The sequence below is a fragment of the Mycobacterium sp. NPDC049093 genome, from assembly GCF_040704635.1.
GTDB lineage: Bacteria > Actinomycetota > Actinomycetes > Mycobacteriales > Mycobacteriaceae > Mycobacterium.
Map to the genome: position 1 here is coordinate 242,805 of NZ_JBEZJS010000005.1, position 12,964 is coordinate 255,768.

The 12,964-nt window shown below is 67.1% G+C and carries 12 protein-coding genes; 2 read left to right on the top strand and 10 right to left on the bottom strand.

The window, feature by feature from the left end:
- Position 1: 1 nt before the first annotated feature.
- The 4 genes from AB0876_RS21455 to AB0876_RS21470 are packed head-to-tail and all read right to left on the bottom strand — an operon-like array spanning position 2 to position 6,151.
- Positions 2-1,132, bottom strand: a complete 1,131-nt coding sequence (locus AB0876_RS21455; protein WP_526042907.1) for an acetate/propionate family kinase — start codon at positions 1,130-1,132, stop codon at positions 2-4.
- Positions 1,129-3,207: a phosphate acetyltransferase gene (gene pta, locus AB0876_RS21460; protein ID WP_491841481.1), complete on the bottom strand. Its 2,079-nt coding sequence runs from the start codon at positions 3,205-3,207 to the stop codon at positions 1,129-1,131. Before pta ends, AB0876_RS21455 begins: the two co-directional genes overlap by 4 nt.
- Before the next feature lie 51 nt (positions 3,208-3,258).
- The gene (locus tag AB0876_RS21465) at positions 3,259-4,578 is read right to left on the bottom strand and encodes a class-III pyridoxal-phosphate-dependent aminotransferase (RefSeq protein ID WP_526042908.1); all 1,320 of its coding nucleotides are present in this window, start codon (positions 4,576-4,578) and stop codon (positions 3,259-3,261) included.
- A 16-nt stretch (positions 4,579-4,594) separates the two neighbouring features.
- Complete coding sequence (locus tag AB0876_RS21470; RefSeq protein WP_064887840.1) at positions 4,595-6,151, bottom strand: APC family permease; 1,557 nt, start codon at positions 6,149-6,151, stop codon at positions 4,595-4,597.
- Positions 6,152-6,363: 212 nt separating this feature from the next.
- Between AB0876_RS21470 and AB0876_RS21475 the strand changes: the two genes are divergently transcribed.
- The gene (locus AB0876_RS21475) at positions 6,364-7,125 is read left to right on the top strand and encodes a GntR family transcriptional regulator (RefSeq protein ID WP_526042909.1); all 762 of its coding nucleotides are present in this window, start codon (positions 6,364-6,366) and stop codon (positions 7,123-7,125) included.
- A 2-nt stretch (positions 7,126-7,127) separates the two neighbouring features.
- Here AB0876_RS21475 and AB0876_RS21480 read toward each other — a convergent pair whose 3' ends face one another.
- A complete protein-coding gene (locus AB0876_RS21480) occupies positions 7,128-8,090 on the bottom strand; it encodes an endonuclease/exonuclease/phosphatase family protein (RefSeq protein ID WP_491841484.1) in 963 nt (320 codons plus the stop codon).
- Position 8,091: 1 nt separating this feature from the next.
- Positions 8,092-9,102, bottom strand: coding sequence for a glucose-6-phosphate dehydrogenase (coenzyme-F420) (fgd, locus tag AB0876_RS21485; protein WP_491841485.1), 1,011 nt, complete (start codon positions 9,100-9,102; stop codon positions 8,092-8,094).
- Positions 9,103-9,136: 34 nt separating this feature from the next.
- On the opposite strand from fgd, the gene AB0876_RS21490 reads away from it, so the two are divergent.
- Positions 9,137-9,877: an MBL fold metallo-hydrolase gene (locus AB0876_RS21490; RefSeq protein ID WP_526042910.1), complete on the top strand. Its 741-nt coding sequence runs from the start codon at positions 9,137-9,139 to the stop codon at positions 9,875-9,877.
- Here AB0876_RS21490 and AB0876_RS21495 read toward each other — a convergent pair.
- From AB0876_RS21495 to AB0876_RS21510, 4 genes are all read right to left on the bottom strand, one after another.
- Entirely contained in the window at positions 9,874-10,176 is a 303-nt protein-coding gene (locus AB0876_RS21495; protein WP_526042911.1) for a hypothetical protein, read from the bottom strand. The two genes, AB0876_RS21490 and AB0876_RS21495, sit on opposite strands and share 4 nt — an antisense overlap.
- Before the next feature lie 18 nt (positions 10,177-10,194).
- Complete coding sequence (locus tag AB0876_RS21500; protein ID WP_491841488.1) at positions 10,195-11,295, bottom strand: LLM class flavin-dependent oxidoreductase; 1,101 nt, start codon at positions 11,293-11,295, stop codon at positions 10,195-10,197.
- Entirely contained in the window at positions 11,292-11,777 is a 486-nt protein-coding gene (locus tag AB0876_RS21505) for a GNAT family N-acetyltransferase (RefSeq protein WP_526042912.1), read from the bottom strand. Before AB0876_RS21505 ends, AB0876_RS21500 begins: the two co-directional genes overlap by 4 nt.
- 105 nt (positions 11,778-11,882) lie before the next feature.
- Positions 11,883-12,962 (bottom strand): class I SAM-dependent methyltransferase, encoded by a 1,080-nt coding sequence (locus AB0876_RS21510; protein ID WP_526043046.1) that lies wholly within the window; start codon positions 12,960-12,962, stop codon positions 11,883-11,885.
- Positions 12,963-12,964 lie beyond the last annotated feature (2 nt).

A 12,964-nucleotide genomic window follows, 5' to 3' on the forward strand; every position in this document is an offset into this window, starting at 1 on the left:
TTCAGGCCAACGCGGCGCAGGCCCTCGCGATCGCCAACTCCTCATCAGTCGGCACCACCAACACGGTCACGGGTGACTCGGGTGTCGAGATCCGGCGTGCTTCACGCGACGGTGACGCGTTGAGTTCCTCGTCGATCTGGATCCCCAGCGCGGACAGGCCGGCCAGGGCGTCGCGGCGCACCGTGGCGTCGTTCTCCCCGACGCCCGCGGTGAAGCTGATGACGTCGGTGCGGCCCAGCACCGCCAGGTAGGCACCGACGTATTTGCGGAGCCGGTGGATGTAGACGTCATACGCCAATTGCGCGTTCTCGTCACCGGATTCGATGCGCTTACGCAACGTGCGGAAGTCGTTCTCGCCACCCAGGCCGAGCACCCCCGACTGGCGGTTGAGCATCGTGTCGATGTCCTCGACATCCATGCCGGCCGCCCGGCGCAGGAACAAGATGATGCCGGGGTCGATGTCACCGCTGCGGGTGCCCATCACCAGGCCCTCCATCGGCGTCATCCCCATCGAGGTGTCCACGGGCCTGCCGCCGGCGATCGCCGACGCCGACGCACCGTTGCCCAGATGCAGCACAATCTGATTCAGCGATTCGTAGGGCCGATCCAGGAAAGCGGCGGCCTGCTGGCTGACGTACTGGTGCGAGGTGCCGTGGAAGCCGTAGCGGCGGATGTCCCAGCGCTCGGCCACCTCACGATCGATGGCGTAGGTGGCCGCCGCAGCGGGCAGGTTGTGGAAGAACGCGGTGTCGAACACCGCCACATGCGGCAGGTCAGGCAGCAGCTTGCGGGCCACCTCGATACCCAGGATCGCAGGCGGATTGTGCAGCGGCGCCAGCGGAGACAACTCCTCGAGCTTGCCGATCAGCTCACTGTCGATCAGCGTCGGGCAGTAGAAGGCCTTGCCGCCGTGCACCACCCGGTGGCCGACTGCCACCAACCCGAGGGTGTCCAGGTGCAGGCCCTGAGCCGCCAGTTCGTCGAACGCTGCCCGCAGCGCGGCATCGTGATCGGGCACCTGCGCCGAGCCGATCTGCTCGATGATGCCGTCGGCCAGGAATTCTCCCGAAGCCGGTTTCACCACGGCGTATTTCAGCGATGAGGATCCCGAGTTGATCACCAGAACCGTCATGACTGCCCCTGTGCCTGGATCGCGGTGATGGCCACGGTGTTGACGATGTCCTCCACCAGGGCTCCCCGGGACAGATCGTTCACCGGCTTGTTCAAGCCCTGCAGCACCGGGCCGATCGCGATGGCGCCCGCACTGCGCTGCACCGCCTTGTACGTGTTGTTACCGGTGTTGAGGTCGGGGAAGATCAACACGGTGGCGCGCCCCGCCACCGGCGAGTCGGGCATCTTCGTCGCCGCGACCGACGGTTCCACCGCCGCGTCGTACTGAATCGGCCCCTCCACCAACAGATCCGGCTCGCGTTGTCGCACCAGCTCGGTTGCCGCCCGGACCTTGTCGACGTCGGCCCCGGTGCCCGAGGTGCCGGTCGAATACGACAGCATGGCCACCCGCGGATCGATGCCGAACTGCGCGGCGGTGCGCGAGGAGGAGATCGCGATGTCAGCGAGTTGTTCGGAGGTCGGGTCCGGCACGATCGCGCAGTCGCCGTAGGCCAGCACCCGGTCGGCCAGGCACATCAGGAAGATGCTCGACACCGTCGAGATTCCCGGCGCCGTCCGGATGATCTCGAAGGCCGGCCGCACGGTGTGCGCGGTGGTGTGCGCGGCGCCCGAGACCATGCCGTCCACCATCTCGTTGTGCACCAGCATGGTGCCGAAATACGAGACGTCGTGGATGATCTCGCGCGCCTGCTCGACGGTGACACCCTTCTTGCGGCGCAGCTCCGCGTACTGCTCGGCGAACTGGTCGCACAGCTCACTGGTGAGCGGATCCAGGACGACAGCCGCATCGAGGTTCACCCCGAGTTCGGCTGCCCGGGAACGGATCTGGCTCTCCTCGCCGAGGATGGTCAGATCGGCCACCTCGTGCTGGAGCAGCCGGCCTGCGGCCTTGAGGATGCGGTCGTCGGTGCCTTCGGGCAGCACGATGCGCCTGCGGTCGGAGCGGGCCTGGTCGAGCAGTTGGTAGGTGAACATCTGCGGCGTGGTGACCGCGGGGATCGGAATGCTCAGCTGCGCGATCAGGTCGTTGACGTCGACGTGCTTGTCCATCAGCGCCAGGGCGGTGTCGATCTTCCGCTGCGATGTTGCAGTGACGCGGCCGCGGGCGCCGGCGACCCGGCTGGCGGTCTCGAACGTGCCGTACTTGGTGGCCACGATGGGCAGCCGCAGCCCGAGCCCTTCCACCAGCGCTGCGATGGCCGGGTGCAGATCGAGGCCACCGTTGAGGATGATGCAGGACAGTGACGGAAAGCCTTCTGCCGCATGAGCACTCACCAAGGCCAGCACCACGTCGGACCGGTCACCCGGGGTCACCACCGCGACACCTTCGGTCAGCCGCTCCAGGCAGTGCTCGGCCGTCATACCGGCGACCATCACGCCCATCGCCTCGCGCGACAGCAGCTCAGGGTCCCCGGCGATCATCGTGCCGTCGACCGCCACCTGCAGTTCGGCCACCGACGGGGCGACCAGCAGCGGCTCCTCGGGAAGCACATACGCGGGTGGGCCAAGTGGTTTGAGGGCCTGGGCCACCGCATCCAGCTGGGCCGGGTCGCACCGGTTGGCGACGACGGCCGCGGCATGCGCATGCTGGTGGTTCAGCTCGGCCAGGCACACCTCGACCACATGGGCCACCTCGGCAGGCGTCCGGTCGGCGGCCTTGACCGCGAGCACGACGGGCGCGCCGAGGTTGACCGCGATGCGGGCATTCATGCTCAGCTCGCTGGGGGTGGCGACGTCGGTGTAATCGCTGCCGACGATCAGCACGGCGTCGCACTTCTCGGCCACGCGGTGGAACCGGTCGACGATGTCGGCGATCGCGACGTCGGGATCCTCGTGCACCTGCTGGTAGCTGACCCCGACGCACTCGTCGTAACTCAGCCCGGCCGTGGCACTGGCCAGCAACAGCTCGAGGATGTAGTCGCGGTCCTCGCCCAGACGGGTGATCGGGCGGAACACCCCCACCCTCGGCACGGTCGCAGCAAGTCGGTGAAGGATGCCGAGCGCAATGGTCGACTTTCCGGTGTCACCTTCGGGCGACGCAATATAGATCGCGGTAGCGACGACTGCCTCTGGCACTGATACAGCTTCCCTCATCAGGGTTTGGACGGCCAGATGCTCTGCTTTTGCTCAGCGCAGCTCACGCAGCGCATCGGCGAATTCGGTGCAGAACCAGTCCACATCCGACAGAGAGAATACCAGGGGAGGTCTCACCTTCAGCACACTGCCCTGCGCTCCGCAAACCGAGATCAGCACCTTACGGTCCCGCATCGCGTTGACCAGATCGTGCGCTGCGGCCCGGTCAGGGCCTGCGCCGGCACGGTCGGTCACCATCTCGATACCGACGTAGAGTCCGGCGCCGCGAACATCCCCGACGCGTGGATCGTCGGCGGCCAGACGGGTCAGTTCGTCGCGCAGGGCCGTGCCTACCCGCGCCGCGTTGGCCATCAACTCCTCGCCCTCGATGACGTCGAGCACCGCAGCTGCCGCCGCCATCGACACCGGATTACCTCCGAAGGTGTTGAAGTACGGCACCTCCCGGGCGAAGGCCTCCAGCACCTCGCTGCGGGCGGCCATCGCCGCCACCGGCAACCCATTGGCCATCGGTTTGCCCATGGTGACGAGGTCCGGCACGACCCCGTGGCGGGTGAAACCCCACATCGTCTCCCCGGTACGGCCGAACCCCGGCTGTACCTCGTCGGCGATGAACACCCCGCCGGCCGCCCGCACCGCCGCCACCGCAGGCGCCAGCACCGAGGGATCGGGATAGATACCGTCGGAGGAGAAGAAGGTGTCCACGATCAGAGCACTCAGACCGAACCCGGCCGCCTTCAACTCGGCGATCGCGGCCTCCACATCGGCCAGGAAACGCTCTGCCACTTCGGTACCCGAGCGGTAACTGTCCGGCGCGGCCACCGCGCGCACATGGGATCCGATGGTGGTGGCACCGCCGAGCGACGGTGAAATCGCCGTCACCGCTTCGGTATTACCGTGGTAGGCGTCGCGGGTGACGATCACACCGTGCGCCCCGGTATACCGCTGGGCCACCCGCAGGGCCAGGTCGTTGGCCTCCGAACCGGTGCAGGCGTACATCACCTGGTCGAGTTCCGCCGGAAACGTGGCGAGCAACCGCTGTGAGTACTCCACGATGCCCTCGTGCAGGTAGCGGGTGTGGGTGTTGAGCGTCTCGGCCTGGCGGGTGAGGGCGGCGACCACGTGCGGATGGCAGTGTCCGACGCTGACGACGTTGTTGTACGCGTCGAGGTAACGCGTGCCGTCCGCGTCGAACATGTGGCTGCCGCTGCCGCGGACCAGGTGTACCGGCCGCTCGTAGAACAGCCGGTACGCGGGGCCCAGCAGGTGGGTGCGAGCCTCGATCAGCTTTTCGGTGCCGGGATCGGCCGACTGACCGGTGTAGCTGTTGGAGTCCATGATGTTCGAGAAACTCATCCCGTGCACCCCCTGCTCAGCGTTCGTGCGCCTCCTCCAACACGGTCCGACCCAGGTCGGAATACCGTTCCGGATCCCTGAATTTCAGGAACAGCGCCCACAGCACACCACCGATTCCGGCGATGCCGACAACATACGGGATTGCTGTGAAGATCCAGTCAGAAGCGGCTGAACCCGCAGCAAACGACGCGTTCTGGGCCAGCAGGTAGATGACGTAGAGCATGCCGACCCCGCCCAGCAGCGGAGCCAGAAAAGTGGTGAACCAGTTCGCCGTCTCGGGATGGCGCTTCTGGACATGGAAGTAGGAGATGACCGAGAACGCCGCCAGCGCCTGGACGATCATGATGGCCGTCGTGCCCAGCAATGCCATCAGGCCGTACAGCCCGGTGTACGGGTCGCGTCCGGTGATGTCGAAGAACATCACCACCGCGGTCGCGAAACCGGTCTGCACGAATCCCGCGATGTGCGGTGAGCCGTGCACCGGGTGGGTGGCCCCGATGGTCTGGCGCATGCCGGGGATGACGTTCTCGCGGCCGAGCGCGTAAAGGTAACGGGCAGCGCAGTTGTGGAACGCCATACCGCAGGCGAAGGAGCCCGACATCAGCAGGATCTTGAACAGATCGACGGCCCACTGTCCGAGGTGCTCGTGCACCGGAGTGAAGAAGATGTCACCCGCAGTGGCCGAATCCTGTGCCAGCGCAACGGCGTTCTGCGGTCCGGTGCCGACGATGGCCAACCACGAGACCAGGACGTAGAAGGTGCCGATGCCGACCACCGAGCTGATCACCGCGATCGGAATGATCTTCTTGGGATTGCGCGACTCCTCGCCGTACATCGCGCTGGACTCGAAGCCCACCCACGACCAGAACGCGAAGAACAGGCCGACGCCGGCGGATCCGGCCACCGTGATCATGCTGCCGTCGGCACCGGCCACCTCACCGGACAGACTCTGAAAACCGTTGAGCGGGTTGAGCGATCCCAGTGACCAGCCCTGCGGACCGCCGCCGGTGAAGACCACCGACAGCGCCATCATGGCCAGCATGATGATCTCGGTGATCAGGAACACGGCGAGCACCTTGGCGGCAAGGTTGATGTCGAAGTAGGTCAGCACCGCGTTCACGGCCAGCATCACCACCGCGAAGAGAATCCACGGCACGTCGACGCCGAAGAACGACTTGAACAGATCGTTGCCGAAGAACGAGAAGATGCCGATCAGCGAGGCCTCGAACACCATGTAGGCCAGCGCTGTCAGGAACCCCGCGCCCAGACCGACGACGCGGCCCAACCCGTGCGAGATGTACCCGTAGAAGGCGCCGGTGGCAGTGATGTGCCTGCTCATCGCGGCGTAGCCGATGGCGAACAGGGTCAGCACGATGGTCGCGACGAAGTAGCCGGCCGGCGCGTTGACGCCGTTGCCGAAGCCCACCGAGATCGGCACGTTGCCGACCATGGCCGTAATGGGGGCGGCGGTGGCGACCGCCATGAACAGCACGCCGACCAACCCGACGGCGTTGGGTTTGAGGCGTTGGACGGAGGCGCCGGACGGGGCCGGTGGATCGATGATCTCGCTCATGGCGGGTCCTAACTGAGGACGGTTTTCGGACCACTATTTGGTCTGATTTCCTGTCGTCGCCGACGGCATTGTGATGCGACGCAGCACATTGTCATCCCGCCCAGACCGTCGGGCAACTCGAAACTCGTTGCGGGTCAATCCCTTTGTTGCGGTCATGTAAATCGTTCGGTTTCGGTCTGCTCTGTGGCGTCTATTTGGTTCACACTCGGGGCATGTCCCTGACACCGGGCGGCCCCGTCGCCGAGGACGTGCGCCGGCGCATCCTGTCCATGTTGGCCCTGGGCACCCTGCGCCCCGGCTCGCGGCTGGGCACCGAGCGGGAGATGGCGGCGAATTTCGCGGTGTCGCGCTCCACACTGCGCAGCGCGCTGCTGCCGCTGAGTCAGGCGGGCGTGCTGGAGCGCCGCACCGGGCGCAACGGCGGCACGTTCGTACGCGCCGACGTCGTCGAACGCAATGCCGCCGAACTGGCGGGGTTACCGGACCGGTTGCGCACCGGTGGTCACACCAGCGCCACCCGGGTACTGACGACAGACCGCAGGCCGGCCACCCCGGTGGAGGCGCGTGCCCTCGAAATCGCCGATGGCGCAGAGATATTCACGATCCGGCGGTTGCGGTTCGCCGACGCTGTGCCACTCTCGGTGGATCTGGCCTGCTTCGTGGCCGAGCACATGGAGGACCTGCTGGAACAGCCGCTCGGCGGCTCCCTGTACGAGTTGGTGCGGGTGCGGTACGGCCTGACCCCGGCCGCCACCACCGAGACCATCGAAGTGGTCAGCGCCAGTCCCCGCGAAGCGCAGTGGCTCGACATCGCCCACCGCAGACCGCTCCTGGCCATCACGCGGATCACCCGCGACAGCAGTGGCCGCCCGTTCGAGTACGCCTACGACCTGTTCCGGGCCGACCGGGTCCGGCTCACCGCCACCAGCCAGGGCGGTGTCGGTGCGGTGCAACGCTCGGTGTGCAGCGCCTGAGATCAGGCCCCGTGTGGGACAACGATGTCCGCGATGAGGGCCATATGGTCGGCCTCCGGCACGAGCTCCGTTCGCACCGCGGTCGCGTCGGCATTGCGCAACAGCACATGGTCGATACCGACGGCAGGCACCCTCCGCGGACCGACCGGGAAGGTGCGGACCAGGCCCCCGCCGGCCTGCTCCGCGGCGTCGCGGTAGCCGGTGGCCAGCAATTCCCGGAACGGCAGCATGTCGTGGGTGGCATTGAAGTCCCCGGCCACGATCACCGCACCCGGACCGGCCTCGTCGGCCAGCTCGCGCAGCATCGTCGGGAACTTCGCCATGTCGTTGCGCCACGACTCGATCGGCTGCGGCCACGGCGCGGCGAAATGGATCCCCACCAGGATCGGGGGAACCGCGACGTCCGGCACCTGGACCCGGGACCGCAGCATCACCATCGAGTAGCCCGGAACATGTGCACTGTCCGTCAACGGGAACCGGCTCCAGATCCCGAGACCACCGGCCATCGGCTCGGGGTCGAAGATCCGGTGGCCGAAGGTGTTCTCCAGCCCGGCCGCGATCAACCCGTCGGCGGCCTCCTGCGTGAGCTCCTGTATCACGACGACATCCGCCGTCCGCTCGGCAGCGGCCACCACAGCGGCCGGATCCCCGCGCCCCATACCGAGATTCGAGGTGAACACCCGGACCGGTGCCGACTGCGCCGTCACCGCCTCGGGACCCAGGTAGTGCGGCACCTGGATCACCGCGATCGCCAGCGTCAGCACCACGGCCAGCGCCGTCAGCACCCACCGCCGGCCGAGCACCAGCAGCAGCACCGCCACCGGGGCGGCCAGGGTCAGGTAGGGCGATGCCGTCGCCAACAGCACCGTGCCGTGGCGGCCCAGCGGTACGTAGCGCACCGCCAGGCCCACCGCGGCCATACCCGCCGCGACCACCCCGAAGAGGGTCGCGACAATTCGGATCAACTCAGCCGAGCTTGCGCAGCCGCGGTTCCAGATCCTTCTTGAACAGGTCGAGGAAACGACGCTGATCGTGACCGGGAGCGTGGAACACCAGGTGGTTCAGGCCCCACTTGACGTACTGGCCGACCTTCTCGACCGCCTCATCGGGATCCGAGGCGACGATCCAGCGCTTGGCGACCTGCTCGATGGGCAGCGCGTCGGCGGCCTTCTCCATCTCGATCGGATCCTCGATCGAATGCTTCTGCTCGGGTGTCAGCGACAACGGCGCCCAGAACCGAGTGTTCTCCAACGCCAGCTTCGGGTCCGGATCGTAGGAGATCTTGATCTCGATCATCCGGTCGATGTCCTCGGCGTTGCGGCCGGCGGCCTCAGCGCCCTCCTTCACCGCCGGGATGAGCTTGTCCTTGTACAGCTCCTCACCCTTGCCCGAGGTGCAGATGAAGCCGTCACCCGCGCGACCCGCGTACTTGGCCACCACCGGCCCCCCGGCGGCGATGTAGACCGGCACACCGCCCTCGGGCACGTCGTAGATCGAGGCGCCCTTGAGCTTGTAGTACTCACCGTCGAAGTCGACACGGTCGCCGACCCACAGTTCGCGCATCAGCTTGACCGACTCCCGCAGCCGGGCGAAACGCTCCTTGAACTCCGGCCACTCCCCGCTGTAGCCGGTGGCAATCTCGTTGAGCGCCTCGCCGGTACCCACACCGAGGAAGATGCGGTCCGGGTACAGGCACGCCATCGTCGCGAAAGCCTGCGCGATCACCGCCGGGTTGTACCGGAACGTCGGCGTCAGCACCGAGGTGCCCAGTACGAGCCGCTCGGTCCGCTCGCCCACCGCCGTCATCCAGGCCAGCGAGAACGGCGCATGCCCGCCCTCGTGTCGCCACGGCTGGAAATGGTCGCTGACCGTCGCGCTGTCCATCCCTGCCGCTTCGGCCAGCACCGCCAGCTCGACGAGTTCCCGGGGCGCGAACTGCTCCGCCGATGCCTTGTATCCCAGTTTCAGTTCAGCCACGCTTCGTTTCTACTCCTATGCCTAAACTCGCGACATGGCAGCAGCCCTGACCGCGATCACCGAGCACGTGCACTTCGCGCAGACCGACTTGGTCAACTGGACGTTGGTGACCGACGGGGACCGGGTCATGCTGATCGACGCGGGGTTCCCGGGCCAGCGCCAGGACGTCATCGGCTCGGTGAACCAGCTCGGCTACTCCATCGACGACATCGCCGCGGTCCTGCTCACTCACGCCCACATCGACCACTTCGGCACCGCGATCTGGCTCGCGAAATCCCATGGCGTACCGGTGTTCTGCCATGAGACCGAACTCGGCCACGCCAAGCGTGAATATCTTGAGCAGGCCGCACCCGCCGATGTGGTGCGCAACATCTGGCAGCCCCGCTGGCTCAAGTGGGCGGCCACCATCACCGCCAAGGGCGGGATGAACCATGCCGGTATCCCCACCGCGCAGGCGCTGACCACCGAGATCGCCGCGGGGCTGCCCGGTGCGCCCGTCGCCGTGCCGACGCCGGGTCACACCGGCGGACACTGCTCGTTCATCGTCGGCGGCGCCCTCGTCAGCGGTGACGCACTGGTGACGGGGCACCCGCTGCTGCGGCGCACCGGTCCGACGCTGCTGCCGGCGTTGTTCAACCACGACGAGGACGGCTGTCTGCGCAGCCTCGAGACGCTCGGGGTGCTGGGTACCGACATCATGCTGCCCGGACACGGGCCGATGTGGCGCGGATCGATCGCCGAGGCCGCCGCCACCGCCGCGGCCGTCCACGCCTAGTGCTGCAGGATCCGGTATCCCAGCAGGAAGAACCCGGTCAGGCACAAACCGCAGGCCAGCACGATCGTTGGCATCAGGATCATCTGGTCGAGCTCGTCGGGGTCGAACACCTCGTCGTCGTACACCGAACCGAACAGCACCCGGGCAAACCTGGTCCGGCGGAACGCGTGCATCCGCCGTCGTGACTCCGCCGAGTCCGCCCGGCGACCGATGAACAGCCGCAAAGCCACGCCGGCCGCAAACACCACCGCAGCCGCTGCCAGTAGCAGCGATCCCACGATTACCTGCAGACTCGGCATCGCAGGCCAGCCTAGCCGCTAACGACCCCACCGCTCGGCAAGCAGCTCGTGCGAGCGCAACCGGTCGGTGTGCCGGTGCGTCACCGAGGTGACGACGAGCTCGTCCGCGCCGCTGACGCGTTGCAACGCTTCCAGCCGGGCGGCCACCTGATCGGGATCGCCGACGAATTGCGTTGCGATACGGTCCCGGACCACGTCCAGCTGCTCGTCGGACAGCGGCCCACAGTCGGCCGGGTCCGGATAGGGCATGGCACCGCCGCCGGCCCGGACCGAATACACCCAGTGCCCGTAACTGGACGCCAGATGCCGTGCGGTGGCTTCATCGTCGGCGACGACCACGTCGGCCGAAACCGCCACGTAGGGCTCGGACAAGGCCTCCGACGGGGTGAATCCGTTGCGGTACACCTCGATTGCCTCCAGTGCCGTGGCGGGAGTGATGTGATAGCTCGCCACGAACGGCAACCCGCGCGCGGCCGCGACGCGTGCACTCTGCCCCTTACTGCTGCCGAACACCCACGGTGTCAGGTCGGCACCCGCACCGGGAACGGCCGTACCCACCTCGTAACGGCCGGCGAGCATGGCCAGGATGTCGTCCACCTGTTCGGCGAAATCCGGTGTGAGCGCTTCGGGTTGCTGCAACACGGCCATCCGTGACCGCAACTGCGGGTCCCGCATCAGCGCACTGACGTCGTAGGGCGTCGGGATCACCACACCGTCGATCTCGTGCCACCGGCGCGGCGGCCTCGGCTCACGCGGCTTGTCCCGCACCGCCTCGGCGCGTTTCTGACCCGAGCGGCCCACCCCGAGATCGATGCGGTCGGGGTAGAACGCGGCCAGGGTGCCGAAGCTCTCGACCACGGCGACCGCGGTGGTGTGGCCGAGTTGCACGGCCGCGGTGCCGACCCTGATCCGTTCGGTGGCCGCGGCGATCTGCCCCACCAGAACCGCGGGCGACGAACTGGCCACCGATACGAAGTGATGCTCGGCGACCCAATACCGTTGGTAGCCCCACTGTTCGGCGTGCCGGGCCAGGTCGACGGTGTTCCGCAGCGCCGTCTGCGCGTCGCTGCCCGCACTGATCGGCGCCAGGTCGAGGATCGAGAGCGGAGTGGCTGTCACGTCAGCTCCTTCTCGAACGCGATCGGGAAGACCGTCCCCTCCCCCTCGGGCGGCAGCGGCACCGTCAGCCGGGTGTAACCCGCGGAGTCGTAGAGCGCCTCGGCCTCGGGCTGCAGGTGACCCGTCGTCAGATAGACCCTCCGGTACCCGCGTGCGGCGATCTCACATTCGAGGTGGGCCAGCAGCACCCTGCCGTAGCCACGCTTGCGATAACGACTGTCGGTCCAGATGCGTTTGAGTTCGGCGGTGTCGGCGTCGAATCGGGTGAAGGCGCCACCGGTCACCGGCACACCGTCGAGCACGCCGATGTACAGGCCACCGCCGGGCGGGGCGAACTCGTCGGCCGACTTCCCGCGCAGCCAACCCATCATCTGCTCCGGCGTTCCGCCGTAGCGCCCCGAGTACTCCACGGACAGCTCGGCCAGCAGCGGGGCAGCCAGTGGATCATCCAGATCGACCGCGACGAACCGCACACCACTCACGGGGGCTGACTTAACCACCGTTCCGATACTCACGGCTGCTTCAACGCGCAGCCACGGCCGGGATATGCCCACAGGCTCAGCCTGATCAAAACCCTGCCGAGCCGCTCATTTCCTGGCCAGGTAGTAGTAGTTCGACGGGTCCTGCTCGATCTCGGTGACCTCCACGTCGGAGAATCCCGCGTCGGTCAGCATCGACACCGCCAGCTGCCTGCCCCACATCGTCCCCAGCCCGGCTCCGTCCAGACCGAGCGAGACCGACATGCAATGGGTCAGCGACACCGCGTAGCGGTACGTGCTCATCACCGCGCCGATGTTGTCCTCCAGTCGGCTGGAAGCCTTGATGTCGGCCATCACCAGCACCCCACCCGGTCGCAGCGCACGATAGATGTTCTCCAGTACCCGGGCGGGCTGTGCCTGGTCGTGGATCGCATCGAACGCGGTGATGAGGTCGTACTTCCCGGCCTGGTCGAGGTTCGCCAAGTCGGCGGAAAGGTACGAGACGTTGGTCAATCGACGTTGCGCCGCCGCCGCAGCCCCGGTGGCGACCGCTTCTTCCGAGAAGTCGATTCCAGTGAATCGGCTGGCCGGATAGGCCGCGGCCATCAGGCCGATCGCGTACCCGCTGCCGCAACCGAAATCGGCGACGTCGATGCCGCTCTCGAGCCGTCGCGGCAGGTCGTCGATCAACGGCAGCACCGCACTGACCAGGGCCGCGTCGAACACCTCACCACTTCGCTCGGCCATCACGGTGTGGAAGCGCGGATAGTCGTCGTAGCTCAGCCCGCCGCCCTCGCGGAAGCAGCCGAGGATCTTTTGTTCGACCTCGCACATCAGCGGCACGTACTGGGCCAGACGTGCCAGGTTGCCCAGGCCGGACTCGCGCGTCAGCGAAGCGGCGCGGTGTTCGGGCAATCGGTATGTCGAGGCTTCCGCGTCGTAGTCGACCACCCGGCCCGCGGCCATCCCGCCGAGCCATTCCCGGACGTAGCGTTCATCGAGGCCCGCCGCCGCGGCAATCTCGGTGCTGGTTGCCGACGGCAGCTTCGCCATCGCGTCGAACAGGCCGGTCTGGTGGCCGATGCTCAACAGCAGGGTCAACCCCGCGCTGTCGATCGCCGCGGTGATCCGCTCGGAGAAATCCTCCGCGGTTTCGGTAATTGCCTGCTGATCGGTGCCATTCGCCATCA

Bases quoted from the DNA above. Each gene is read 5' to 3' on its own strand.
- AB0876_RS21455 (WP_526042907.1), bottom strand. From the start codon at position 1,132: ATGACGGTTCTGGTGATCAACTCGGGATCCTCATCGCTGAAATACGCC.
- AB0876_RS21465 (WP_526042908.1), bottom strand. From the start codon at position 4,578: ATGAGTTTCTCGAACATCATGGACTCCAACAGCTACACCGGTCAGTCG.
- AB0876_RS21470 (WP_064887840.1), bottom strand. From the start codon at position 6,151: ATGAGCGAGATCATCGATCCACCGGCCCCGTCCGGCGCCTCCGTCCAA.
- AB0876_RS21475 (WP_526042909.1), top strand. From the start codon at position 6,364: ATGTCCCTGACACCGGGCGGCCCCGTCGCCGAGGACGTGCGCCGGCGC.
- AB0876_RS21490 (WP_526042910.1), top strand. From the start codon at position 9,137: ATGGCAGCAGCCCTGACCGCGATCACCGAGCACGTGCACTTCGCGCAG.
- AB0876_RS21495 (WP_526042911.1), bottom strand. From the start codon at position 10,176: ATGCCGAGTCTGCAGGTAATCGTGGGATCGCTGCTACTGGCAGCGGCT.
- AB0876_RS21510 (WP_526043046.1), bottom strand. From the start codon at position 12,962: ATGGCGAATGGCACCGATCAGCAGGCAATTACCGAAACCGCGGAGGAT.